The organism is Arcanobacterium hippocoleae (assembly GCF_040360365.1).
In the GTDB taxonomy this organism is placed as follows: domain Bacteria; phylum Actinomycetota; class Actinomycetes; order Actinomycetales; family Actinomycetaceae; genus Arcanobacterium_A; species Arcanobacterium_A hippocoleae_A.
This window is the reverse complement of record NZ_CP136412.1, coordinates 2,207,173-2,233,560: the sequence shown is the minus strand read 5'-3', so window position 1 is coordinate 2,233,560 and position 26,388 is coordinate 2,207,173. Positions and strand designations below refer to the sequence as shown.

Sequence of the window (26,388 nt, the reverse complement as noted above, 5' to 3'; positions counted from 1 at the left end):
AGCACTGGACCCGGCATTTTGCCATCAGAAATTCTGCCGGATTTCCAAGCTGTTTTCACGAGTGCAATTATTCAACAATCTCCTGTAAACGCTGCGAGATTACCGTGCTCACTCCCTGTTCTTTCATTGCTACACCGTAGAGCGCATCGGCAATTTCCATCGTCCGCTTTTGATGTGTAATCACCAGCAGCTGCGAACTATCCTGCAGTTCTTTGAAAATTTCGATTAACCGTGAAAGATTCACATCGTCTAGAGCTGCTTCCACTTCATCCATTACATAAAACGGCGACGGGCGGGCCTTAAAAATTGAGACAAGGAATGCGACGGCAGTTAGCGAACGTTCACCTCCCGAAAGCAACGAGAGCCGTTTTACCCGTTTGCCTGGAGGCCGCGCTTCGATATCAATGCCTGTGGTGAGCGGAGAATCTGGATCTGTAAGGCGCAGCTGCCCTTCCCCGCCGGGGAAAAGCCGCGCGAAAGTCTTTGTGAATTCACTTGCGACATCAGCAAACGCACTGCTCATAACTTCATTTACCCGCTGATCAATATCACGTACGATTTTCAGTAAATCTTCACGCGAGCGGCGCAGGTCTTGCAGCTGCTCGGTGAGGAATCTCTGGCGTTCCTCCAAAGCTGCATGTTCTTCTAAGGCAAGCGGATTAATTTTTCCGAGCCGTGCTAAATCACGCTCGGCACGTGCAAGCCGTTTTTCCTGTTCAGCACGGACAAAAGGGATCTGTTTTTTTGCTTCAGTATTTACATTTGCAGCGTTTTTGATTTTCGAATTATGTTTCCGGCCATCAGATTCCGGTGCGGTGCTGCTGTTATTATTGCCTCCAGCGTCAATACCGCCGTCAATTTCAATCATCAAATGCGGACCATACTCGTCAATTAACGTCTGGGCTTCCATTCCTAAATCGTCAATTGCTTTCGCTGAAAGCTGCTCGTAATGCGCGCGAAGCTGTGCAAGCGCAAGTTCCCGCCGATGTGCGAGTTCATCCAAGGTTCGCTGCTCAGTCTGTAAGTTTTCTAAATCTTTGCGGCTCTGACTCAGGTTTGTGTCTTGTACGGCGCGCTCATTTTCAGCTTCTTGCCGCTGCACCGTAATGGCGGTGAGGAGCTCTTGGGCATGGGCAAGCGCCAACCGTGCCGTTTGACTGATTCGCGCAGTTGCAGCAGCAAGTTCAGCTCGCCGTGCTGCCTGCCGCTCCTCTTGCGCAATCCGCGCTTCCACTGCCTGCGCCTGATTTTCCAGCGCTGCACTCTTTCCAGAAATGGCACGCAGCCGTTCCTCTTTTGTCCGCAAAGTCAGCCGCGCCTGCGTTTCATCTGTGCGTGCAGCGATAGTAAGTTTGTGCGCAGCTTCGCGTTCTTTAGTAAGATCGGCAAGACGGGATTTGTTGTCTTCAGGTTGCTGGTTCATTTCGTCTTGCTGTGCGGTTAGTTCAGCGAGTTCGCTTTGGCGATTTTCCAGTTCTTGCGCAATTTTTTCTTGCCGTTCCTGATTGCGCACAACCTCATCTTCAGCAGATTTCAAGCTTTGCCGCAGCACTCCAAGCTGTGCGCTTACCGCTGCAAGCCGCGAATCACGTGCCGAAAGCTGTGCTGAGATTTGTGCAAATTCTTCTTGTGCGGCAGAAAGTTTTGCTTCCGCAGCGGCGACGGCACTGTCGGCTTCCGTCTTTTCCTGTACGGCTTGCTGTTCTTGAATCCGTGCATCTTCATACATTGCCTGCCGGGCAAGCACTGCACTTATTTGGATTTCTCCGCCGGAAATATGGCTCGGCGTAAGCACATCGCCAGCGAGAGTCACCACTTTCGGAGCGCCGGCAGTTAGCAGTTTGCGTGCAGTTGATAAATCAACGGCAAGAATTACGGCATTGAGAAGATACCGCGCAACGGAATTAGCAGCTGTATTCGCAGTCAAAGCATCCGCTGCAAGAATTGCTTCGGATTTTTCCAGATTTGCAGCACTGAGTGCTTTCAGCGCAGATTTTGCTGCCGAATCCGCATTTTCTGTGTGCACATCCTCGCCGGCTACCAGCAGTTCAAGATGTCCCGAGTTTGTTTCGCGCGCCGCCCGCAGCGCATCGATTCCGGCATCAACCGAACTGATTACAGCACCTGCTGCTGCACCTTGCAAAGCCGCTTCAACAGCTGCTTCCCATCCGGAAGCAATCTTTAATTGATCGCGTACAAGACCGCTGACTCCGTGCCGATGTTCATTAACCAGCCACGCAGTAGCATCTTCAGGTGCAAGAGAAAGTTCGAGTGTTTGCGCTTTTGCCCGCCATTCGGCGGCACTCGTTGCTGCGGCGATTGCTTTTTGCCGCGCAGTTTCCAACACCGCCTGCACCTCGCTCAGTTCACGAGCCGCTTCTTCCTGCGCGATTGAGAGCGTGTCATCTCCGTCAGTGTGTGCAACGATATCCTGTTCCAGATTCGAAATCTGCATTGCGGCTCCGGCAGCTCGTTTTTGCTGCTTCTGCTGCCGCACTTACGCGCTCAGACTCCGCACTGAGTGCTTCAACCCGTGAACGGGCAGTGGAAACTTTTCCGCCAAGCCGCGCAGCCAATTCCCGACGGTCGGCAACAGCGCGTGAAAGCGCAGCTAGCCGCGAATCGATATCCCGCTCTGCAGCTTCAGCTTTCTCACGTTCTGCCACCGACGCAGCGAGAATATCTTGGGCAGTCTCTTGTGCTTTGGCATATTCGGTTTCCTGTGCAAACGCAGCTGCAGCACGTTCGCGAATTTGTTCCGCGCTTTCACCGCGGTGAATATTTGGCGCTGTTTGCCGGAGGGAATGTTCGCGTTCATCGGCGAGCTGCACTAGCCCGCGGTATCTTTCGACGAGCGATGTAAGCCGCTGCCAATATTCGGTTAATTCCGCAATCCGCGGCGAGCTGGCTGCCGCTTCGGATTCTAGAGTATGCACTGCTGCTGCCGCTTTGCGCAGCTTCTGCTCCAATTGCGCACGTTGTTCGGCAAACGCATAGTCGTCTCCGCTTTGCGTCTGCATTCGTGCCTGCGCTTGCGCCAGATCATCGGCAAGCAGCCTTGCCCGCGCGTCGAATACGTCTCGCTGAATTATTTGGGCTCTGCGTGCAGTAGCTGCCTGGCGCGCAAGCGGCCCAAGTTGGCGCCGCAATTCTCCTGCTAAATCTTCGATCCGAGTTAAGTTGCCTTGCATCGATTCCAGTTTGCGTAAGGCTTTTTCTTTCCGACGGCGGTGTTTCAGCACTCCGGCAGCTTCTTCGATAAAGTAGCGGCGTTCTTCGGGAGTAGCTGTGAGTACTTCGTCGAGTTTGCCCTGCCCGATGATGACATGCATTTCTTTCCCCATACCGGTATCAGAAAGCAACTCTTGAATATCGAGGAGCCGGCAGGCAGTTCCGTTAATTGCATATTCTGAACCGCCTGAGCGGAAAAGTGTGCGGGTGATCGTCACTTCTGAATAGTCGATTGGGAGCATTCCGTCGGTATTATCAATTGTGAGAGAGACTTCAGCGCGCCCGAGAGCTGGGCGTTTTGCGGTACCAGCGAAGATCACATCCGCCATTTGCCCGCCGCGCAGATTTTTTGCACCCTGCTCACCCATCACCCAGGAAAGCGCATCTACCACATTCGATTTGCCTGAACCGTTTGGCCCAACCACACAGTTGATGCCAGGTTCGAAAGTGAGTGCAGTGGTACTGGCGAATGACTTAAATCCACGCAATACCAACGATTTTAAATGCACTTATGAACTGCTCACATTCTTTTTCATTTTCCGAATATTTAAAGATATTCGCCGACGGTTTTATCCCGATTAATCCGAAGCTTATTTTACTTAAACCAGATTGCAATCTCACGCTGTGCAGAATCTACTGAATCTGAGGAGTGAATCAAGTTTTGAATTGCGCCCTGATCCCATGCCCGTGCCAAGTCTCCGCGAATCGTGCCGGGCAGAGCCGAGGTTGGATCTGTAGCTCCAGCCAAAGCACGCACTCCTTCAATCACACGAGTACCTGCAATAATTGCCGCCGCGATTGCACCAGATTGCATATATTCAGCCATTTCCGGATAGAACGGTTTCTCGACGTGTTCTGCATAATGCGCCGCAAGCAGTTCATCAGTTGCCTGCAGCATTTTTAGTTCTGCAATTTCGTATCCTTTTGCTTCAATCCGGCGCAAAATTTCACCGACAAGACCGCGTTTTACACCGTCGGGTTTAATCAGAATCAATGTCTTTTCACTCATGTGTTTAATAATACCGAAGAGTTTCAAAATCTAGGTATCTGCCTTTTCCAGATGGTTCAAGAGCAAATATTTCTCCGGATTCTGTTAGTGCGGAAAAGTATTTTTCTTAATATCCTGCCCGCACTGCAGCGACTGCCAGCTCTGCACGGTTTGAAAACCCGGTAATCGAAAGGAGCTCTGAAATGTAAATCCGCACACTTCCCTCACTCAGATTTAATGCACGCGCAATCGACTTATTCGGCGCGGAAAGCATCGCTGCCGAACGTTCAATTGCCTGAGCAGCATTCTCTTTCTTCGCAGTCGAATCCAAATCCATAATCATCGGACGAATCCGCTTCGAAGCTCGCTGCGCTAAATCCGAAATAGGTTCCAACTCACCAGCAAAAGCTGGATGCGCAAGCATAGCGTTCTGCACCATTACCGCTATCCGCGCCAAATCTTTCGCAACAGTACCGTGCAGCTGACCGGCAAGCTCTGAACGAACCAGCGAACTGATTTCTTGCACTTTAGTTTTTTCACGCAACAGCTCTGTTTCCATCGTTCTATTTCGTGAAATAAAACTGCTTAAGGGAATTGCAACAGATAAAAGTACCGCTAATAAAAGAATTGATGAAATCAATTCTTGCATAAATAATTCATTAGCATTCGCAAGAACACTGCATTGCACCAAAAAGTACATCGTAATCGCGCTTATCTTCCAATTGCGGATGTACCAAAAAATAAAAATTATGCAAATGCCGATTAAAGAAAATGATAGATGTTCTATGTTCGGGATAAAACTTATAATGATATAGAACAATACATAAGCAATTTCAGCAATTACCCCAAGCCGCACTGCCGTAATGAGCAGCAAGGTAAATAATAGCGCATGCCAAATTGTGCTGAACTTCAAGCTGCTATAAACGTAATTTACTATTATTTCTGCAGCAAAAATGCCAACAGAAGCTGTCAGACAAGTAATCTTGTATCCAACGGTTTTCTGGGCATTGAAGATTTTTTCTTTCATATGAGCAATTATTGCTTACCTCTTACAACAAAAACTAATATTAGGCATAATCCGGAATACAAAATCAGTTATCCGGCCTGTAGTGAACAGTGCAACGCTTTTCTGCTATTCAAAGTTTTTATTTACATCTGATAAATCAATATTTTCGCTAGGGAAAATCAAAAGATTTACCCCAAAATAAAAAGCAGCGCGTAATTTGGCTAAATCTTTTCGGAATAAAATCATAACTTTCGCTTTCATTTCAATCTTTATTTCATTCACCAATGAATCTATCGTTCATATTTTCCGGATATCTGCGCGCTACTAACTACTTGTGTGTGAACAATATTGATATTCGTCAATGTTTTAATATTGACGAATATCAATAGGAAGATACTGAAAAAATCAATTTCGTGAAATTAATCCGAAATTTAGCATGGATTATAAAAATAAATTACGAAAGTTATTTAGTTTCATTTCCTTTGCGTAAACAGCAAGCATAGTAAGTGATTGGATTTTTGAGATGAGATTCCAAAAGAAAACTATTTCCGTGATTAGATTCTTCCTATTTATGATTGGGATTATCGGTCTGGGATTTTTAATAGCCGGATTCTGGCTAGAGCCGAACCAAAGGATTGAAACCAAAGAAATTGGCGGAATTTGCTGCGCAATTGGAGTTATTGGGCACTATTTTACAGAACAGTATCGGAAAGAATCTCCAAATAAAATTGAGTTGGATTGAAAGGATAAGCAGAATCTAATGTTTTGGAATAAGAAAAGCAAAGCTGAGCTTGCAGCAGAACTTGTACAGGTAAATCACCAGATTTCCGCGCTTAAAATTAATACTCCAAGATTTCAGCAAGCCCAGGAAATAGTAGCAGCAAACAAAGGAAAAGAAAACACCGAAATTAACGAGATACTTGCAGCGCAAAAACTTCCATCAATGGAAGAAATCGGCTTAATAGTAGCAAAATCTATTAAACCGCTCTGGGCACTAAACCGAAAGAAAGCCAAACTCGAACAAAAGATAGCAAAATTCTCGAAATATTAACCGACGTAAAATGCGAAAGTGCGCTCAGAACGTTTTCGGCTTTCCGTTCCGAGCGCACCGAAGATTCCGAGCGCACCGAAGATTCCGCTAATCTGCTACTCCCCGAGCGCAGCTGCTTTCAAAATCTCCAAATACACCTGATCCGGCTCAATCCCATGCGTCCGTGCATAAGCACCGGCAGCAAGCGGGAAGATTGAAGTTTCGGTCATCCCCGGAGCAGTATTCACATCAATAAACCAGGCCTTACCGCTGCCGTCGAGAATCACATCCGTCCGCGATAAATGCCGCAGCTTCAGCACACGATGTACTTCCTGCGCCAAACTTGCCACTTCTGCCGCACCAACTGCAGCCAAATCTTCGGCAACAAAATACTCCACCCGCCCCGGATTGTAGCGGGCATCGTAATCATAAATTCCAGCAGCGCGAATCTCCACAGGCGGAAGTGCCTGCGCGCCTTGCCCGAAATCCGCAACGGCAACCCCGAACTCACGCCCTGCAATAAACTGCTGCACCAGCGCAACCTCACCATAAGCAAAACAATCAACCATCGCCCCCGGCAATTGCGCCCGCGATTCAACAATCGTCAAACCCATTGAAGATCCGGCACGAGTAGGTTTCACTACCAGCGGGAACCCAAAACGTGATTCAAACAAATCAAGAATTGCATTCACCCCAACTTCGCGGAACAAGCTCTGCGGAATCGCAATCGAATCCGGCACAGCTACCCCCGCCTCACTCAGCGCAGCTGCAGCGACGGATTTATCATAAGCAACCCTGCACCCGTCGGCTCCGGTACCCACAAACGGATAACCAGCCAGATCAAGCAAATCCTGCAAAGAGCCATCTTCACCTGAAGCGCCATGCACAAGCGGCCAACAAACATCCGGTTCAAGCGCAGTTAACCGCGCCAGCAAATGTGCATCTAAATCGAGCACTTTTGCTTGAATCCCGCAATCGACCAATGCTCCGGCCGCGCGCCGCCCAGAAATCAACGAAATCTCCCGCTCATGGGTCAGCCCGCCTGCAATCACTGCCACAGTTAATGGACGTTCCATCTTCTCAAATCCTTATCTTCCGAAAATATTTTTCCCTGTGAGGTTCCGGATAACTTCTCCGCTGAGAATCACAACGATTTAATCACGACGGCTCTCACAGTAATTCCAAAACATTGAAAGCGAAAGTTACCATCCCGACACAGCTTAAAGCTGATTCATTCCCGGCACTTCCACACCGATTTCATCATGCACTGGCGCTGTGCCGAACATTTTAACCAGTTCCAGTTCAGATTCCACCACCCCAGAAAGCCGGCGCACACCTTCAGTGATTCGTTCCGGCGTGGGATAGCAGAAAGAGAGCCGCATATGGTTATGCCCCTGCCCGTCGGCGTAAAAAGCAGTGCCCGAAACATATGCGACGAGATTCGTAGTAGCCCGCGGAAGCATACTTTTCGCGTCTAGCCCTTGCGGCAGCTTCACCCAAGTATAAAAACCGCCCTCGGGCACATTCCATTCACATATCGGCAAATATTTCTGCAGCGCCGCATTCATCGCGTCGCGCCGCTGCCGATACATCTGGCGGTATTCACGAATCTGCTGCATCCAATCATAGGTCCGCAAATATTGTGCAATCGAAATCTGCCCCATTTTTGCCGGACAAAGCGTAGCATTTTCGTTGGCAAGCACTAGGCGCTGTGTGAGTGCGTGCGGAGCCAGTGCCCAGCCAATGCGATATCCAGGGGAAAAAGTTTTCGAAAAAGAACCGAGATAAATCACGCCATCAGGATTCCATGTCTGCAGCGGCTGCATCGTCTGGTTATTAAATCCAAGCATCCCATACGGGTTATCTTCCAAAATCAGCACATGATGGCGTTTGCAAATCTCTACAATCTGCGGACGCCGTTCAAGGCTCAGACATACACCTCCAGGATTGTGGAAATTCGGCACCGTGTAAAGGAATTTTACCGGTTTCCCTCATTTTCCAGTTTCGTAAGTGTTTCTTCGAGTGCTTGCGGAATTAAACCATCAGCGTCAAGCGGCACATGCACCACATTTGCCTGATAGGCCCGGAACACGCCGAGTGCCCCGACATAAGACGGGGCTTCCGCCACAATCGTCTCACCTGGATTGAGCAAAATCTGTGTAATAATATCCAGCGCCTGCTGCGAACCTGTAGTCACAGTAATGTCATCAACATGCGCCCGAATTCCCTCCACACGCATTACTTCCACAATCATTTCGCGCAGTTCTTCTTCGCCTTGCCCGCTCCCGTATTGCAGCACTTGCGCGCCGCGTTCACGGATTAGCTGCGCCGTCATCTCAGCTAAGAAATCAAGCGGAAGTCCGGAAATGTTCGGCATCCCGCCGGCGAGCGAAACTACTTCCGGGCGATTTGCCACAGCGAAAAGCGAACGTGTCTCAGATTGTTTCATTCCAAGAGCACGGTCTGCATATGAATCAAACCAGGGATCAAGGCGCGTACCGGCACCGGCGGCGGCGCTCACAACCTTCTTTGCGATACTGCTTATCTGTGCCATTTCACTCCTATCTTTCCTCGACTCGATTTTCTAAATCGCTGTTATTTGTTTCGGTATTTTCAGCGGACTTTTAACCGCAGTGTTCCGCCCTTATTTTTATGAGCACAAATTTTCGTCTCAGTATTCCGCACGTCAATACGCGGATTAAATTCGAACGCGAATTATGCCCTCACAATTCATACAATGACCAGTTAGAACCATCTTATTTTTTGGCAGCTAATCTCATCCTTGTGCAATTATTCTGCCATTTTTCCGGTAATGCTTCATGCCTGTCCCAAAATAGTATCAGTAAATAGTAACGGCGGCACTGCCAATGCAGTACCGCCGTTAACTTAACTTGATTTATCTCTGCGCATGCTTCTGAAAAGATCCTGCTTACCAGCGGTTTAACCTTGATCAGGCCGATATGCTCCAAGTAATTCACGCGCAGCAGCAGCAAGCTGGATTGATCCAAGCACCACCACACTTGCCGGAGCAATCGCCTCCGGATCTGCGGTTTCTGCCAGGTCAACTGCCGTCGAAATCGCATTACCTAAATCCGGTTCTACGCTCACACGATCTTCACCAAAAACTTCACACGCAATCCGCGCAATATCTTCAGCGTCAGCAGCCCGCTCTCCTCCCATTTGAGTTACCACAATCGCAGCGAAAGCCGGCTCAATTTCCGCAAGCACACCCTCAATATCTTTATCAGCCATTGCGGCATAAACTGCCGCACGCGGCCCCGGGAAGTTCTCTTCTAAAGTTTGGGCGCTAACTTTTGCCCCAGCCGGGTTGTGTGCAGCATCCACAATTATTACTGGCGATCCTTTCACAACCTCCATTCTGCCTGGTGACTTTACGGTCATTAGGGCGTGTTCAACCACTTCACCCGGCAAAGATCCGCCGCCGAAAAACGCTTCCACCGCGTTTAGCGCCACTGCCGCATTTTCCGCCTGATATTCGCCAAACATTGCCAGCGGAATATCTTCGTAAACGGCTGCCGGTGTACGCACTGTCAGCATTTGCCCGCCAACCGCGCGTTCACGGGAAAGCAGTGCAAAATCACGTCCGGCAGCAAGCAGCTGCGCCTTTTTCTCGCGGACATCAGCGGTAATCATTTCAGCAATATTGGGCAGCTGATGTGCAGTTACTAAAGTTTTTCCCGGTTTCAGGATACCCAGTTTTTCTGCCGCAATATCTTCAACTGTGTCTCCCAGCCATTGCTGATGATCGAGAGCAATCGGCATTAATACTGAAACATCGGCATTAATCACATTTGTCGCATCCCAGCGGCCGCCCATCCCGACTTCCACCACCGCCGCGTCTATCGGCGCCATCGAAAATGCCGAGTATGCCATTACTACAAACACTTCGAAGAAAGAAAGCCGCGGCCCTCCTGCTGCTTGTGAACGTGCATCAACCAGTTCGATTACCGGACGGACGTCTTCCCAGGCGTCGATAAAATTAGCCGGGCTAATCGCTTTTCCGTCAATCGCAATCCGTTCACGCACCGAGTTTAAATGCGGAGAAGTAAAACGCCCAGTACGCAATCCCCGCTCCCGCAGCAGCGCTTCAATCATCCGCGCAGTGGAAGTCTTCCCATTCGTTCCGGTGATATGAATTGCCCGATAAGAATCTTGCGGGTTGCCAAGCAAATCAAGGCAGGCACGAACACGTTCAAGCGAGGGCTGTACCTGATGCTCGGGTGCGCGGGAAATTATCTCCCGATAAATCTGATTCACCTGTGCTTCAAGCGCCGAATCGTTAGCGAGCTGAACTATCGGATCGGGAGCAGCTTTCACTTCCGCAATAATCGCCGGATCCGGTCCGACAATCAGCCCAGAAGAGAGCAAAGCTGCAAGCGCTTCTTTGTCGAGCGATTCAGCTTCAGCAGGTGAATCATCCTGATTTAACGGCTCGTTTTGATTGCGCCAATCATCTGGCCTCAGATTATGAAACTTCTCAGCCATTGGCAGCCTCAGTAATCACTTTCACCGTTACTTCAACTTCTGCAGCACCGCCGGCAATATCGGCTTCCAGCGAGAGAGTTTCTGTCTGAATCATCTCCAGATTCGCCGTAATCGCCGCTACCTTTGCATCAGGCACCCGCAGCGTGAGCGCAATCCGATCTGCCACATGCAGCCCGTCGGATTTGCGCTGATCTTGAATCTGGCGAATTACATCGCGTGCAAAACCTTCAGCTTCCAGCTCCGGTGTGAGCACAGTATCAAGCACCACGAATGAACCAGACGGAAGAACAGCGGCTACTGAACCTTCAGCCGCAGATACTGCAGCAGTCAGCGTATATTGGCCCGGACTCAAGGTGATTTCCGGGTCAGTGCGCAGCAGTACGCCGCCGTCGATTTCTTCCCAGGATCCGTTCTTGGCAGCTTTGAAAAGCGCTGAAGTGTAGCGGCGGATACTCGGATCAAGTTCACGCGGAAGCACTGTAAGCTCGCTGCGAACTTTCAGGCCGGATTCAGCAGCAGTGAGAACTTCAACTTGTTTCACATTAACTTCCGAAGCAATAAGTTCCGCAAATGGAGCTAAGTCAAGATCAGTTACGACGGTGAGTTTGCTCAGCGGCTGCCGGACACGCAGTTTATTTGCTTTCCGCAATGCGTGTGCATGCGATACCACTTCCCGGACTTCGTCCATTACCGAGACAAGTTCATCTGCCCCATCCAGCGCCGGCAGCACTGGCCAATCTTGCAGATGTACTGAACGCCCGCCGGTCAGCCCGCGCCAGACTTCTTCTGAAACAAGCGGAGCGAGCGGGGCAAGTACACGGGTGAGTGTTTCAAGCGCAGTATAGAGCGTATCGAAAGCAAATAAATCTTCATTCCAGAAGCGGTCACGCGAGGTGCGCACATACCAGTTTGTGAGCAAATCAAGATATCCGCGAATATCTTGTGAAACTGCTGGAATATCGAGTGCGTTAAAAGCCGCCCGCACATCGTCGGCAAGTTTCTTCGTCCGTGCAAGCAGGTAACGATCCATCACGTCGAGCTGGTTCACCACTTGCGGATGATCTAAATCAAGCAGCTGCGCCTGATATCCTGCACCGCCGTTTACCGTGCCGGCATACAAGCTGAAGAAATAGTAAGTATTCCAAACCGGCAAGATAACGTGCCGTACCGCTTCGCGGATACCTTCTTCAGCTACTACCAGGTTTCCGCCGCGCAGCACCGGCGAGCTCATCAGCATCCAGCGCACTGCATCAGCCCCGTACTTATCGTACATTTCCATCGGGTCTGGATAATTGCGCAGCGACTTTGAAGCTTTCCGCCCGTCGTTGCCAAGCACAATACCGTGCGAAATACATGAAGTGAATGCCGGACAGTCAAAGAGTGCAGTAGCGAGCACGTGCATTGTGTAGAACCAACCGCGGGTCTGCCCGATATATTCGACAATAAAATCACCTGGATAGTGCGATTCGAACCATTCGCGGTTTTCGAATGGGTAATGCACCTGCGCGTACGGCATTGACCCTGATTCAAACCAGCAATCAAGTACTTCCGGCACCCGCACCATCTTCGATTTCCCGCTTGGATCATCTGGATTTGGGCGGGTGAGGGTGTCAATAAATGGACGATGTAAATCTGCTACCTTCACCCCGAAATCAGCTTCAAGCTGCTCGATTGAACCGTAGACGTCTACGCGCGGATATTGCGGATCATCGCTCATCCACACTGGAATCGGCGCACCCCAGAAACGGTTGCGCGAAATCGACCAGTCGCGGGCGCCGGCAAGCCAGTTGCCGAAAATACCGTCCTTGATATGCTCCGGCTGCCACGTAATTTGCTGATTCAGCTCAACCATCCGATCCCGAAATGCAGTAACTTTCACGAACCACGATGAAACTGCCTTGTACATCAGCGGTTTCCGGCAGCGCCAGCAGTGCGGATAGGAGTGGACATAGCTCTTTTGCTGTACAAGCACAGCACGCTGTTCCGGAGCGACGCGCGACAGCGGGCCGGTGCCGTCGCGAAGATCGGTGATAATCGGCTTATTTGCGTCGAAGATGTTCATGCCGGCATAGTCGCTGACTTCGCTTGTAAGGCAGCCAGCATCGTCTACCGGCACGACGGTTCCGATTCCTGCTTCTTGGGCAACGAGCATATCGTCTTCACCGAAAGCCGGGGCAATATGCACTAAGCCGGTGCCGTCGTCTACGGTCACGTAATCGCCGCCGATGATTTCCCAAGCGTGCGGCCCGATCTCCCCATCTTCTGCACGCATTTGCGGTGTATTGAAATAATCGAATATCGGATAATAACGTTTACCTACAAGTTCCGATCCTTTGAATCGGCGCAATATCTGCGGTTCTTCGCCAAGTTCCTTTGTGTATGCGTTCAGGCGTGCTTCACCGAGAATCACTGTTTGCCCGGCAAGCGGAGAATCTAAATCTGCCGCAACTTTTACTGCCGCATAGTCGATATCCGGGCCGACGGCAACGGCAAGGTTTGACGGCAGCGTCCACGGTGTAGTGGTCCAGATGAGCACCATTTCGCCTTGTGCAGCAGTTTGCTCCGGTTCGCTCCCGTCAGCTGGAACATTCCCGAGCATTGATTCTTCAAGACGCATTGCCACCGTAACGGTATTGTCCTGGCGGTCTTGATATACGTCGTCGTCCATCTTCAATTCATGGTTCGAAAGCGGAGTCTGATCGTTCCAGCAATATGGGAGCACACGGTATCCCTTATAAATCAAGCCTTTATCGTAGAGAGTCTTGAATGCCCACATTACTGATTCCATGTACGGCAGGTCGAGAGTTTTGTAATCGTTTTCGAAATCTACCCAACGCGCCTGGCGGGTAACGTATTCTTGCCATTCGTTAGCGTATTTCATCACCGAAGAACGGCAGGCAGCATTGAATTTTTCAATCCCGATTCCGCCGGGTTTAATGATTTCGGAAACGTCCTCAATTCCGAGTTCACGCTGTGCTTCAAGCTCGGCCGGCAGCCCGTGCGTATCCCAACCGAAGCGGCGTTCCACGCGCTTGCCGTTCATCGTCTGATACCGCCCGACCACATCTTTTACGTATCCGGTCAGGAGATGCCCGTAGTGCGGCAAGCCGTTTGCAAATGGCGGGCCGTCGTAAAATACAAATTCGTCGCCTTTGCGCTGGTCAATCGAAGCTTGGAAAGTCTGATCTTTTTCCCAATATTCCAGTACGGCTTTTTCAAGTTCCGGCAAATTCGGGCTGGATACTACTTCACCGTCGCGGTGCAGCGGATATTTGGTTTGCTCGCTCATTTTTCTCCTCGTTACTGCTTTGCAGATGCTCCTGCTTTGCGCAGCTGCTTTTGCGTCTGTGTACACGAGGACGATTTCTGCTCCAGCTTTTACTGAATGCGTCTACCGCGGTACCACCTCGATTGCCTGGTTTCTGCTTGTTTGCCTGCTTTGCAGCGGCTTGTTTATCGTTTACAAAACCGATCCGCATACGTACTGGGAAAGTTTCCCGCCGTATCAATTAAATTTCATTAACGACGGTGCGTTTCCTGCACTTGGACAAGCTTTCAACCAAGCCGCTCATTGCAGATGATGACGGATCTGAACCGCTCGGTTCTAGTAGGTTTGCCGATTTATTGCGTTAAGCCTGTACCCTGCAATTAAAATCGGGTTCGCCGTTCTTCCGAGAGCTCCCTGGTGATGGCCAGATCAAAGCTTTTCTTGGCTTGTATTTAGTTGAATTTATTCAATTTTATTTAATCGATATCAAGTCTAGCGAAATCATCGCTTTTCACCCAAGACGATCTGCTGCGGAAACTGCGTGAGTTTCACCGCTATCCGCTGCCGTATCCGGCCAAGAATTTTCACAAGCACCAGAAGTTATTTATTTGTTTTTATTTATTTGTTTTCAGCAGTTTGGATGTTATATTTCAGACTCAACCGGCACCGTGTTTTCCGTTTGTACTCTTTGCAGCAGCCAGAAAGCGAATAAGATAACTGTGATTCCAAGAATCAAGAATCCCGCAATTCCTGCTGCACCGGTAAGCGGGAATTGCCCGGGAATCTCGGTGCGGTGTTCATTGAGCACCGTCAGTTCAAGGTGTGTGTATCAGCGTCGTAGCTTAGTTTCGCAAACTCGCTGAGTTTTATCTCGGTAGTCAGCGCGCCCGAAATCTCGAACTCAATCGGCTGTGCAAGCTGCTGATAGCCATCTGGAGCTTTCAGTTCGGTGAGACGATACTTTCCTGCAACTACAGCGTTTACCGTCATCCCGTCCGTGTTATCTTGGTACGTCCAGCCCTCGGCTGCGGCGAAGCTCTGGTCTGCAGTCTTTCCGTCAGCGCGCAGCTTTTCGAGTTTGAACTGCGCATTCAGCGGTTCATTTTCATCAACTTCGCCAGCAGAATTCACACTGCGTTTAAGAATCTTCAGATTTTCCTGACGCTCGTTTACTACCGTCACCTCAGAAGTCTTCACATTCGCGACGGTCGCATGCGTATCCCCAAAATCGTATTCGGTGCGGTAGTCGGCAGCGTTCACTTCCACTCCCCGAGTGCGGTTTCGGATACTGTGTAGGATACCCGCTCGCTTTTTGAGTTAATATCCGGCAAATCAGCGAAAACGGCAGTGAAGTTATTTCCAGCGTTAAGCTTGGTTTCGGTTGTCTTTATGCCAAGATCCGCAAGCGGAATATTCTTCCCGCCCGCACTTGCCTGCAGCGATACGGTGACTTCGCTGCGCTGATTTTCGGGAGTATTTTCCCAAACTTTGCGCACGAGGAAATCAATCATCCGAATTCCGGTGAGTATGTTGATCTTTGCGCTTCCGTTTTGCACACCGGTGTAGCTGGCATCTGTGTTGTATTGAATCTGTGATTCGAGCCGGTTGTCTAATCCTGATTCAAGCACACTGTAGCTGATAATCTTGCCGTCGCTGCCGAATACCGGCACTTCCTGAAACGCATTATTGCTTTCGCTGCCGAGAATCTTGCTTTCGACCAGGGTTCCATCTGTGCGCACAAGCGAAATGAGCGACGGTGCTTTGAGCGATTCCGGCACCCCTGCCGCCCATTCGCGCGAGAGACTATAGACAGCTCCGGGCACTTTTACCTGCGGAATTGGAATCGGGATTCGATCGCTCAAAGAATCGGTGAGCAGTAATGCTGCACCCGTGTTGATTGGAGCAAATTTATTGAGCTGAGCAGTGTTTACGTTTGAGTTCACATAGTAGCTGAAGCTAATTTTCGGAGTACCTTGCGTATCGCGGTTAATCCGGAAACCTGAGCCGAGAATTTGTTTCTGAGCTGCATCGTACCTTATCGCTGCCGCCTTGTGTGCGCCGTCGGCTGGAAGCACCCCGTTTTGCGTGAACGTAATTGCACCATCTGCGCCGACGGTTGCCGCTTTATCGAGCAAGACATTTTCCGCAAGCGCAATTTCAAAGTTTGCACTGCCGGAGCCGATTTTCTGCACCAGCCCCGTGAGCATCTGCCCATATTTACCGCTGTTCACAGCACCGGCTGCAGTAACTGTCTCGTTCTTTCCAGTTGCCGGATTAAATCGGGATACTTGCTTATCGAAAAGTTTTTCCATGTCATCTTCAACCATTACGATATGCGATTCATCGATACAGGGGATGTCAGAGTTACGCAGACAAGCTGTTGCCAATGCGTCACCGAACGGTGTGAAGTTAGTTTCGTTATCGATAGATAGCCTGTACCCAGATTCGTTAAAGCCGTAGAACTCATACTTGCGCAGCATTTGTTCGAAACCGCGCTCATTAGTCAAGAAGTTTTTCTCTTCGTTATTGTCCCAATCAGGTTTAAAAATGTGATGCTTTTTTATTGGATTGTGTATGGCAAGACCGGCAATACTGAGAATGACTTTGCGAGAACCTTGCCCAGATTGGCCGGCTTTCGCCATCGCAGTTTCCACAATTCCCGGGAAACTCTTTTTCTGATCGTTTGGATTACCGAAGTGCCGAGTCGGCCAGGTCCCAATATGCGAATCCAATTTATCTTGTCGTTGTGCTAGTAAAACGTCCGCATCTTCCAAAGGTCGGAAACCGTCAAGAATATCTCCCCAGTTGGTGTTATCAGCCCATGTCCAAATTGAGATTCGCGACCCCGCTGGAAGCGAATCTTTCAGCGGACGAATCACATTTTCTTTAAGCTGGCTTGCATAGAATTGTTTATCTCCGTACATATATGTACCGTTACGCCGTTCCAACATCACGAGTACATCGGTCTTCGGGGATTGATTTTTTAAACCATTTCCCGAAAGAGTTACATCTACCTTGTATTTACCAAGGATGCCGGCAGGAGAAACAACCTGTTGAACCGTGAGATCTTTCGCTGCAATATTATTAACCCCGCCCGGGAACTTTGAATCTTGCTGGTGCAGATTGCCAAATTGTTCTTTCACATCGAGAATCTTCTCCGCGCCAGTTCCGGAACTAATCCCAACACCGTTGCCAGTGACGCGCACATGCGCTCCGCCGCCAAGTGGAATTTGATCTTGTGCTACGAGCGTCTTCCCCTCGTGCGTCACCACCGCTTGCAGCGGTTTTGCTGCAGTGAAACCTTTGGGAACAGTGGTTTCTTTCAGCCAATAGGTACCCGGCTGCAAGCCGTCGAAATAGAGCACGCCGTCTCTGTCAGTGCGCTTTTCTTTGCCCACCGCTTTCTCCAGCTTTTCATCGCTGTAAAGCGTGAAACCCACGTCTTTAAGTTTCACCGGATTTTCTGAATCATCGGTTTTCGTCAGCTTAAATTTGCCGAGCGGATAGTTCGGAAGCGTCAGCTTATTATCCGCCGAATCTGAACGCACTGCCCCGCCGGCGACCGCAAATTCAGCAATCGGATAGCCCGGCAGAATATAACCCGCAGGAGCTTTTTCTTCCAGCAGGTAATAGGTGCCGTCGGGCAGATTATCATATGCAAAGCTCGCTGCAGAATCAATTCTCCGCTCAGATTTATCTACCTTCGCCGCAGTTACTTTTTGCCCCGTCGTCAGTGTAATTTCTTTCGCTTCACCCGCAGCAGTACCGGCAGCGTTTGCCTGATACAAAGCAAAAATCGCGTTCGCGTCGGTAAGCGCCTTGCCAGATTCGTTCACTTTCGTAAACTCAATCCGGTTGCTGCGCGAATTTTCCAGCTTGTAGACAAACACGTCGCCGTCAAGTTTCAGCGCAGTTCCCTTGCTGTGAATATCGTTTTCTTGCACCTGCACGTAGCTATGCTCGCCAGTACTTTTATCTGCAAGCGCTTTAAGATAAATTTTTTCTTTGCGCAAATTGTATCCCGCTGGCGCTTTCACTTCTTCAAAGACGTAGAGGTGATCGGCTTTGGTATCACTCACACGGAACTCATCAGCGTTCAGATTCACGCACGTATCTAACGTTCCCGCTGGATCTTCGCACCCAAGAAGCAAAGTGCGCACAGGCTTATTTTCGCCGCCTTGATTATATCCAGCGAGTTTGTATTCATTTACTTTCAGCACAGCTCCATGCAATGCAGCCCCAGAGACACGATCTACTTTTTGCACGCCCAGCGATGGAATTTTCTTATCGGTCACCGCGAAAAGCCCGCTTTGGCCAGCTACCGAAAGTGCAGCTGGATACTCTTTTCCGCCGTAGACGATATACGGTACTTTCTTGCCGTTTTCGTCTTTAGTTTTCACAACTATTTCCATTTGCTTCGCTGCAGTGTATCCTTGCGGCGGCACAACCTCTTGCAAAACATATTTCCCTGGTGAGGTTTTCCCGTCTACCACAGCGCCTTGCGGAATCACATTTTCAAAAGTAACCACGCCATTTTCATTGGTAAACGCTTTCACGTTATACATTTGATCTTCGCTATACATCCGGAATGCGGCAGGATTGCCTTTAATCGGATTTCCCGAAGCATCCACTTTTTGCAAACTAATATCATAGAACGAATTAAAGTTCGCAATACCCATACCTACTGTTGGGCGATAAGCAGAGTTCATGTATTTATACCAGTTCACCGGGCGCCACAGCCCTTTTTTCAATTCTGCATCGTTATAATAGAAACCATCTGAATGCGGCTGAAGTTTGCGCGTAACAAGATCAAAAACGATGATTTCATTCGTGTGGTTAGCTACCTCCACGTTCAGCTCGTGAGTAATCGGAATATTCGGATTCTTCTCGTCGCGCGAAGAAAATCGAGAATTGTAATTAACCGGTTTAAACTCGGTCTTTGTTACCTGTAAGTTCTTTAACTTATTGTTCCCGTAATCTCGTTTCGGCCACAGTTCAATGAGTTTAGAAGATTCAACAGTATTAGACCGCGGAGCTGCATTATTTCCGTAATCAGCGAGATATACTTTCAAGTCTTGCGCTAACGAGGTCGGGGAATTGCCGTGATACAGCGCAATCGTATTGCTGAGCAAATCAGAAAAACCTGGAGAATTCCAGTTAAGATGCTCGGCGTTAAATACAATGCGGTAAGTGAGCGAATCTTCAGTTTCGGCTGTCACATACTTCATTACAGTTTTTCCGAACTTATAGATGTCATCATCTTCATAATGGAACGTCATCGTATGATCGCCTGAAACTTCATGGCTGCACCCAGAAGCAGCACCGTTCAAACCGATATAATCAGTATAAAAATCAGGGTTCTTCACCACCATTTTTGCTTGCGGATTAGCTGAATCATGGATCTCAGCTTTTCCCGGAACAATCCCCCAGCCATAGCTCTGCGAACCGTTAATCCTAACACCGTTTACCCGCGCACCAGCACCAGGTTTCCAGTTTTTATTACCGATGAAAAATGTTCCCGTGTAATCAGCCGAATGTTTTGCTTCATCCCAGAGCAGGAATTTCACCGTGTTATTTTCGACGTGATACATTCTGCCGATAAGTTTCTGCTGCCCATTTACGCTGCCGTAAATATCGCCATTCGCAATTGGCTTTGTGGTGCTAACCGGCGAATCCAGCTGCAGCTCCGGCGGAAGTTGCAGCGTGAAATAATCACCGCCAGCGGCATTTGCAGGAATCCGGAACTCACCGCTCAGGGAAGCAGACCACATAAAGCTCTCGCCGTCGCCCCAAAGAAACTCGTTCATATCAGTAACGTTTACCTTAGTAACACCGTACGATTCACACGTTCCTGCTGCTGGTTCAGGGCCGTCTTCTTCCGGCACGAATTTCCGGTTGTAGAACGTAAACGTATTGTTTTCACGGTCAATCAGCTGATTATAGAGAATCATCCCCGCAATTGGCTGCTCAACCGCTTCATAGCGAATCCGCTGATACTTCTCATCGTATGCGTCTATTGCGCTCAGGACTGCCGTGCTTTCTTTAGCCGGAATCCGCAAATCCCAAGCTTTCGCATTTCCGTGCACAGAAAAGTTTGTTTCTTTCTTTTCACCCTCGGCCACGTCTTTCTGCCAGATTTTCTTGACCGTAAGATCAGTTTTTAGCGCCGCAAGCACAGCCCCATTAAAAGTATGGCGGGCAAGATCAGCAGTGACATCGGTTTCCAACACGAGCTGCACCCGCCAGCCCGGATCAAGCCCAATAATCGGCACCGTGGCAGCAGACACGTCTTGAGTCTTGCCGGAAACCAGTTCATATCCATTTGCACCTGGTTTATAGAAGTAAAGCTTCGCTGGGCCTTTTTGGATTTGGGATTCGTCGAGGTTAATTGCAATCGTATGGTCTTTCGCCGCGGAAGCAGAGTTTACGAACGAGTAAATCCAGCGGATCTTATTGCGTTCCAGATAATCGCCGGCCACGTTTACGCCATTCCCTGCAGGCGTAATAATTTGCGGGGATTTTCCAGCATAATTATTAAGCACTAAATCCCGATTAGTATCGAGCGTATAGTTCAAGAACGAGGGTACAGTGAGTTCTTTTGTTTCTTTCAAAACCTGTGTTTCCCCATTGACCGCAAGTACAGTACCAGCTCCGAATTTACCGGTAATATTATTCATCACGTTAAGCACATAGCTTGCCCGCGGCGCTAAAACCGGTGTCGTGATGGTGTAGGTGTAAGTACCGCTTTGTACGTCTTTACCTGAGCGGCTATCTTTTACCGCGGAAAGCAGATTCTTATTGGGGGGGCAGTGTGCCGGTGCTTGCGGGTGGTAGCGAACTATTATTTTTTGTAACTGCGGTAATTTTCGGCTCACCCAAACCTGATTCAAGCGAAGTGGTGAAATAGCGCTCAATCTTCGCAGGCACCGTTTTAGCCATACTTAACTTGGCAGTGTAAGTCCACGTAATTACCGGCTTACCTGTTTTCTGATCCAGCGCGATTTTCTCCGCAGTGAGCTGTTCTTCTTGCTTAAAATCGCCAAGCTGCAGCGGGAATGTAAGCGACTTTAATGGAATTCGCTGCGTACTCGACTCAACAGTATGCGTTTCCGAAACAGCAGCTGCTTTCTCGGTGCCGGAAACGATTGCGATAACCGTAATACTCAGCAGCAGCGCCAAAGCAAGAAGCGACGATATTGCCTGCTTTCCGATCAGCACCGGTCGGATATTTTTCCTGGCTCCCACAGTTATCTGCATCTCAGTTAAATTCTTCATCTATCTAGTTTCCGCACCGTAGTTATCACACTTTATGGCTTTTTCGCCGCAGCGCTGCTGTTCCAAACGAAAACGAACCATATGCGAGCCAATCTGCCGTCGTATCCGCCGGCCGCATCAGAATCAGATTGAACCTATAATCTGCAGTGTCCGCAATGGCTGCCGCCGGGAAAGCAAATTGCGTAAAACTGGCAGCTAAATCCAAAAACCGCACTGACTCCGCAATCAGCATGCCTTTTCGCAACATGCTTTTCACCAATGGAAATTCGCTGCCCGCATTGACATTTCAGCCCCGAGCCACTCTATCATAGCTTCCACCGCAGCTGCAGATTGTCTTGATACAGAAACTGTGCAGCACTCTGACTCTCTGCCGGCAGCTTCCGCAGCTCACAAGGCGAGATACCCTCCGGACCGCGGAAACTTCACAATATTCAAAGAGAAAATAATCACTGCAAATAAATCAGTGCGGAAAAATTTTCTGCTGCCGCAATCTATTATCTCCTTTAAAACTAGCCGAAATAATCTTCACGACGGCACACACGGCAGACATCCGAAACCACTCCGCAATAAGTCAAACAATCACCACTCTGTACGAAGTCGGCTTGCTAGAGTTTGATATGAGTTAAAACCGGCAATCATCTAGGAGGCACACAAATGCTCGGATTTATTGGCGCAGGATCGATGGGCGGCGCGATTATGCGCGGAGTAATCGCGGCGGAAGCAGAAAATCCGGAAAATATTTACTTCACGCGGATAAACGATGCAGCAGCCGCAGCGCTCCGCAAAGAACTTGGGGTAAAACGAGCTGAATCGAATTCTGCATTAATTTCGGAAATTGGCGGCGGGTCCGTCGCGATTCTTGGGGTAAAACCATATTTAGCGGCAGAAGTACTGGAAGAGATTGCGGAAAATGCAGCTAAGCACAGCACAGTGATTGTGTCTGTGGCTGCCGGGATTTCGCTCGAAAAACTCGGGTCAGCACTCGCACCGAAGCAGCCAATAGTGCGCGCAATGCCGAATGTGGCAAGTTCTATCCGCAACGGAATGACCGCACTTTGCCCGAATCAGTATGTAAGCGCTGAACAGCTCACAGCAGTGCGGAAAATTTTTGCCGCAATCGGTGAAATTGCAGTAATTCCCGAAAAAGATTTCCTGCATTCACTGCAATCGCCGGCTGTTCCCCTGCCTGGACATTCACCTATATCGACGCACTTTCGCGGGCAGCGCTTGCAGCTGGAATATCGAAAGCGGAAGCTATCCGGATTGCCGCGCAAGCAGTCGCCGGATCAGCACAGCTTGTACTGGAAAATCTCCCAAATACTCGCCCGCAAGCACTCATCGATACTGTAACTTCCCCGGAGGAACCACGATTGCCGGACTAATTGCAATGGAGCAGGCCGGATTTAGCAATTCCGTTGTAACCGCAGTACGCGCAGCAATCGAACGCGACTCCCAGCTCGGATAAGTTTTTGCTGCAAAACAGATTAGCGGTATCTGCTTCCCGTAAGCCGCGGCTTTCCGATCATGCAAACACCGCTAATCTGATTCACTTTGCTGCTGTTTTCTGTGCGCTGCAGGTAATATCCGCTTTCGATATTAAAGAATTAGATCTTAAAGGATTCGATCTTAAAGAATCAGACGAGAACCAACATCACATTATTTTCCCAAAGCAGCTGCGCATTTGCCGGCTGCGGAAAAATAGCAGTCATCATTTCACGCTAAATCAAAGATAAATCACGCCGCCAATGATTACCGTATGCCGGCGCGGAAGCCGGAAAGTCACCACCCGCGAAGAAGCATTACGGATTAAAATCACATGAATTTTCGTCGCAATCTTGTGAAAAATTGACGACGGCTCCACGCAGCGGTATTCAAGCAATGATACAAAGTAGCGCGCATGCGCCTCATCAAATACAAAACCGGTACCTGCTTCCTGCGTACAAAGCCGCAGATTATGCGGAATATCCGGATTGTCATTAAACCCAAGATCAATCGTTACATCAAATACGCCATCAGCATCGGAACCAATTTTTTCACGGAAACCCGCTCCGCATGACGCACGTGCGGCACATTCTTCACATTCACACGCAGCAGCACGATTTGCTCGTGCGCACTGCGATTAAACCGAATATTTTCTTTCAGGCTCAACGGCACCACACCGCGGTTCTGATGTAAGTGAATCGCCTGCCCCGGTACCCGGCGCACATTTTCGGTACGTAATTTCGCCACGAGGGTACTCATTGAAATCCCCAGCTCTTGCCGAATTTTTCGGACGCGGCGAAGCCCCCAAACCCAATCTGCCATAATCACGATAAACACTGATGCAATCAGAATCGGCAGCCAACCGCCTGTCGGAATTTTGGGCAAATTCGCGCTGAAATACATTAATTCCAGCCCTGCCACCAAAAAGCCGAGAGGAATAATCTTATAAAGCGGCCACTTCCAAAGCACCCGCGCACAAATCAAGAACAGTGTTGTAGTGAGCAGCTCTGTGGCGGTAACAGCAAGACCATACGCATGCGCGAGATTATCAGAAGACCTGAAAAGCAGAATTAACACCATTACACCGCAGAGCAAAATCAGATTCATCGCCGGAATATAAATCTGCCCGCTTGATTCCTGCGAGGTATGCCGCACACGCATTCGCGGCAATAATCCGAGATTCAGCGCCTGCGCCGTAACCGAATACGCTCCGGAAATCACCGCTTGCGAAGCAATTACCGTGGCGAGTGTAGCTACCACAACCACTGGAATCAAAAGAAAGCTCGGCACGAGATAATAGAACGGCGACTGGACAGCTTTCGGATTATGCAAAAGTAAAGCGCCTTGCCCATAATAATTCAGCAAAAGCGCCGGAAGCACCACACATGCCCAAGCTATTGAAATTGGTTTTCGGCCAAAATGCCCCATATCCGCATATAGCGCTTCCGCACCGGTAATCACGAGCACGCAGGCGCCGAGTGCAGCAAAAGCAAGCAGCGGATGAGCAATAGCATAGCTAACCGCATACGTCGGCGAGAGCGCCCGAAGAATACTCGGATACTTCAAAATATAGGGAATCCCTAAACACGCAAGCAGAACAAACCAGACAAGCATTACCGGCCCGAAAAGCCGCCCGACCTTGCTGGTACCGAAACGCTGAATACTGAAAAGCACCAACAAAATCACAATCGAAATCGGCACCACAATCGAACGCGAATCAGCATAGACCAAGTCAAGTCCTTCGACGGCACTCATCACTGACATCGCCGGAGTAATCATCGAATCGCCGAAAAAGAGCGCTGCTCCCATCATGCCGATGATTGTCACGATTTGTGCTAAACGGCCGCAAGTTTTGTGCCGAATCAGCGCGGTGAGCGCGAGAATCCCGCCCTCTCCTTCGTTGTCTGCACGCATCACGAAAGTCAAATATTTCAAACTGACCACAATCATCACAGACCACGTGAGGATTGACAGAATACCGTAAACAGCAGTTTGATTAACGCTTAAAATTCCTTCGGAGAATACCGCCTTCATCGCATAAAGCGGAGAAGTGCCGATATCGCCAAAAACTACACCGAGGGCTGCAAGAGTCAGCCCGCCGCTGAAATTACGATTTAGATTACGGAAAAGCTTGGTGGAGGCAGGCATATTCGCTTGCGAAGATTCCATCCCAGAAACTGAGCCTTGTTGCGAGTCATCTTTAAAATTGCCAATGCCATTGTCTTTGACGCTGCCATCAACAATATTTGTGACGAATTTTTCGCCCTGGCTCGAAGCAGGTGTTTTATTCACGGGCAATAGACTACAACTTTTTTCACCGAATGCAATTTATAGTGAAAATAAATTCATTTTGGATAAATATTTGGGAAACAGCTGCAGTGGAATATTTCACTGTATGGCATTCCGCCGCAGCCGCCGCTGCCGTCGCCAAATATCTGGATTTTCCGCGAAAGCAGCACTTCCTGACTTTGCAAAATCGCTTTAGTTCACAGGTTTTCTCCCGAAAATAGCTTCGAGAATAATCACGATCACCGCGAAAATCAGTCCGGCAATCGGCCAGACCAGCCAGCTGATATTCCAGCTATGATACACAAAACTCAGTACAAAATAGATGACCGTCACCAAAATCCAATAAACACCGGCAAACGGCTGGACCACCCGAGCTGAACGCTTCTTTTCATACGTATAATCACCATCTTGCAGCAGCTGTTCATGAGCGCCTTCAATTACTCCCACAGTGACCAGTAAGAAAACCCCAATCGCCGCATTTACCAGCAGGGCGCAAATTCCGGCAAAAATTGCGAATTCATCAGTGCGGTAGATCAGACTCGGAACAATTACCCACAACGGTGAAATCACTAAAAGTACTACCCCGCTAATCTGGTTCCGGATTCGTCTCCCGCGCAGCTGCTCTCGACGCTGGCGAACCATCCCTTCTACACCGTACTCTGTTTCAAATTGATCATGTTCGAGATAGGCAAATTTACTGAGATCTTGCGTTCCAAGAAAAACTATAACTATTCCCACAACCACAGTAAATATGAGTACTGTCAAGCCAATTGCAAGTGCAGCCTCTTCAGCGAGATTAATCCGCTGCGCGCCTACTAAACCAAGGAGGAAAAGCAACACTAGCGGGCTCAAAATAAATAACAGCACCGCAATCGCGACCTTAGGCGCACTGGCATCTTTTAATCGTAAAAACTCTGCGGCTTCGCTCAAACTAACCCGCCGTAATGCAGAGTCAAACAAATCTTCATTTACATGTTCTTCAATTTCGAGATGGTCTTTAATCAGATAATCAGTAGTCACCCCGAAAATCTGACTCATCTGGATAATTCGGTCAATATCCGGAATTGCCTGGGCACCTTCCCATTTTGAAATCGATTGTCGGGACACTCCGAGTTTGCGTGCCAAATCTTCCTGTGAGTATCCGTTCTTCTTCCGTAAGTTCAGAATCTTATCAGCGAGAATCATCGCATTTCCTTTCATGATTAGCAGCTCTTTCATCTCCGCTTTGCTTAATAGCCGTTTCAAACTTGTTAAAGCAAGCCTTTAACATCCGTTAAAGATTTTCCGTCAGCTTTCTTCTCACTTTTGAGACT

At 49.1% G+C, this 26,388-nt stretch carries 19 protein-coding genes and 3 pseudogenes; 5 read left to right on the top strand and 17 right to left on the bottom strand.

Going from position 1 to position 26,388, the window contains the following annotated elements:
• Positions 1-67: 67 nt before the first annotated feature.
• The 5 genes from RQN30_RS11425 to RQN30_RS11405 form a co-directional block, all read right to left on the bottom strand.
• Positions 68-2,455, bottom strand: a complete 2,388-nt coding sequence (locus RQN30_RS11425) for an AAA family ATPase (protein WP_353060582.1) — start codon at positions 2,453-2,455, stop codon at positions 68-70.
• Positions 2,412-3,719: an AAA family ATPase gene (locus tag RQN30_RS11420; protein WP_353060581.1), complete on the bottom strand. Its 1,308-nt coding sequence runs from the start codon at positions 3,717-3,719 to the stop codon at positions 2,412-2,414. The genes RQN30_RS11425 and RQN30_RS11420 overlap by 44 nt, the downstream gene beginning before the upstream one ends.
• 107 nt (positions 3,720-3,826) lie before the next feature.
• Positions 3,827-4,240, bottom strand: a complete 414-nt coding sequence (gene ndk, locus RQN30_RS11415; protein WP_353061851.1) for a nucleoside-diphosphate kinase — start codon at positions 4,238-4,240, stop codon at positions 3,827-3,829.
• A gap of 106 nt (positions 4,241-4,346) precedes the next feature.
• The gene (locus RQN30_RS11410) at positions 4,347-4,763 is read right to left on the bottom strand and encodes a LuxR C-terminal-related transcriptional regulator (protein ID WP_353060580.1); all 417 of its coding nucleotides are present in this window, start codon (positions 4,761-4,763) and stop codon (positions 4,347-4,349) included.
• A 588-nt stretch (positions 4,764-5,351) separates the two neighbouring features.
• On the bottom strand, positions 5,352-5,507 hold the full coding sequence (locus RQN30_RS11405) for a hypothetical protein (protein ID WP_353060579.1): 156 nt from the start codon (positions 5,505-5,507) through the stop codon (positions 5,352-5,354).
• 241 nt (positions 5,508-5,748) lie between these two features.
• Between RQN30_RS11405 and RQN30_RS11400 the strand changes: the two genes are divergently transcribed.
• Together RQN30_RS11400 and RQN30_RS11395 are read left to right on the top strand one after the other, a co-directional pair.
• Positions 5,749-5,967, top strand: a complete 219-nt coding sequence (locus tag RQN30_RS11400; protein WP_353060578.1) for a hypothetical protein — start codon at positions 5,749-5,751, stop codon at positions 5,965-5,967.
• An 18-nt stretch (positions 5,968-5,985) separates the two neighbouring features.
• Positions 5,986-6,276: a hypothetical protein gene (locus RQN30_RS11395; RefSeq protein WP_353060577.1), complete on the top strand. Its 291-nt coding sequence runs from the start codon at positions 5,986-5,988 to the stop codon at positions 6,274-6,276.
• Positions 6,277-6,371: 95 nt separating this feature from the next.
• Here RQN30_RS11395 and RQN30_RS11390 read toward each other — a convergent pair whose 3' ends face one another.
• The 4 genes and pseudogenes from RQN30_RS11390 to ileS all read right to left on the bottom strand — a co-directional run bounded on the left by RQN30_RS11390 (position 6,372) and on the right by ileS (position 14,050).
• A complete protein-coding gene (locus RQN30_RS11390; protein WP_353060576.1) occupies positions 6,372-7,331 on the bottom strand; it encodes a D-alanine--D-alanine ligase family protein in 960 nt (319 codons plus the stop codon).
• Between the two features lie 144 nt (positions 7,332-7,475).
• Positions 7,476-8,809, bottom strand: a pseudogene (locus RQN30_RS11385) (aminotransferase-like domain-containing protein).
• A gap of 386 nt (positions 8,810-9,195) precedes the next feature.
• Positions 9,196-10,761 carry a bifunctional folylpolyglutamate synthase/dihydrofolate synthase gene (locus RQN30_RS11380; protein WP_353060575.1) on the bottom strand — a complete coding sequence of 522 codons (1,566 nt, stop codon included), beginning with the start codon at positions 10,759-10,761 and terminating at the stop codon, positions 9,196-9,198.
• Complete coding sequence (gene ileS / locus RQN30_RS11375) at positions 10,754-14,050, bottom strand: isoleucine--tRNA ligase (RefSeq protein WP_353060574.1); 3,297 nt, start codon at positions 14,048-14,050, stop codon at positions 10,754-10,756. The genes RQN30_RS11380 and ileS overlap by 8 nt, the downstream gene beginning before the upstream one ends.
• Positions 14,051-14,069: 19 nt before the next feature.
• Between ileS and RQN30_RS11370 the strand changes: the two genes are divergently transcribed.
• On the top strand, positions 14,070-14,342 hold the full coding sequence (locus RQN30_RS11370; protein WP_353060573.1) for a hypothetical protein: 273 nt from the start codon (positions 14,070-14,072) through the stop codon (positions 14,340-14,342).
• Positions 14,343-14,672: 330 nt separating this feature from the next.
• Here RQN30_RS11370 and RQN30_RS11365 read toward each other — a convergent pair whose 3' ends face one another.
• From RQN30_RS11365 to RQN30_RS11345, 5 genes are read right to left on the bottom strand one after another with little or no spacing between them, the layout of a single operon-like run.
• Positions 14,673-14,837: an LPXTG cell wall anchor domain-containing protein gene (locus RQN30_RS11365; RefSeq protein ID WP_353060572.1), complete on the bottom strand. Its 165-nt coding sequence runs from the start codon at positions 14,835-14,837 to the stop codon at positions 14,673-14,675.
• Between the two features lie 2 nt (positions 14,838-14,839).
• Entirely contained in the window at positions 14,840-15,289 is a 450-nt protein-coding gene (locus tag RQN30_RS11360; protein ID WP_353060571.1) for a SpaA isopeptide-forming pilin-related protein, read from the bottom strand.
• Entirely contained in the window at positions 15,286-20,904 is a 5,619-nt protein-coding gene (locus RQN30_RS11355; protein WP_353060570.1) for a SpaA isopeptide-forming pilin-related protein, read from the bottom strand. Before RQN30_RS11355 ends, RQN30_RS11360 begins: the two co-directional genes overlap by 4 nt.
• Positions 20,825-21,304, bottom strand: a complete 480-nt coding sequence (locus RQN30_RS11350; protein WP_353060569.1) for a hypothetical protein — start codon at positions 21,302-21,304, stop codon at positions 20,825-20,827. The genes RQN30_RS11355 and RQN30_RS11350 overlap by 80 nt, the downstream gene beginning before the upstream one ends.
• Before the next feature lie 25 nt (positions 21,305-21,329).
• Positions 21,330-21,551 (bottom strand): hypothetical protein, encoded by a 222-nt coding sequence (locus tag RQN30_RS11345; protein WP_353060568.1) that lies wholly within the window; start codon positions 21,549-21,551, stop codon positions 21,330-21,332.
• Between the two features lie 407 nt (positions 21,552-21,958).
• On the opposite strand from RQN30_RS11345, the pseudogene RQN30_RS11340 reads away from it, so the two are divergent.
• A pseudogene (locus RQN30_RS11340) lies at positions 21,959-22,198 on the top strand (pyrroline-5-carboxylate reductase family protein); the annotation flags it as partial.
• 272 nt (positions 22,199-22,470) lie between these two features.
• Positions 22,471-22,769 (top strand): annotated as a pseudogene (locus tag RQN30_RS11335) (pyrroline-5-carboxylate reductase family protein).
• A gap of 258 nt (positions 22,770-23,027) precedes the next feature.
• Here the strand turns inward: RQN30_RS11335 and RQN30_RS11330 are convergent.
• From RQN30_RS11330 to RQN30_RS11320, 3 genes are all read right to left on the bottom strand, one after another.
• Positions 23,028-23,267 carry a KUP/HAK/KT family potassium transporter gene (locus RQN30_RS11330; protein WP_491608733.1) on the bottom strand — a complete coding sequence of 80 codons (240 nt, stop codon included), beginning with the start codon at positions 23,265-23,267 and terminating at the stop codon, positions 23,028-23,030.
• A gap of 32 nt (positions 23,268-23,299) precedes the next feature.
• Positions 23,300-25,078, bottom strand: coding sequence for a potassium transporter Kup (locus tag RQN30_RS11325; RefSeq protein WP_353061850.1), 1,779 nt, complete (start codon positions 25,076-25,078; stop codon positions 23,300-23,302).
• A 189-nt stretch (positions 25,079-25,267) separates the two neighbouring features.
• Complete coding sequence (locus RQN30_RS11320; protein WP_353060566.1) at positions 25,268-26,293, bottom strand: helix-turn-helix domain-containing protein; 1,026 nt, start codon at positions 26,291-26,293, stop codon at positions 25,268-25,270.
• Positions 26,294-26,388: the final 95 nt, after the last annotated feature.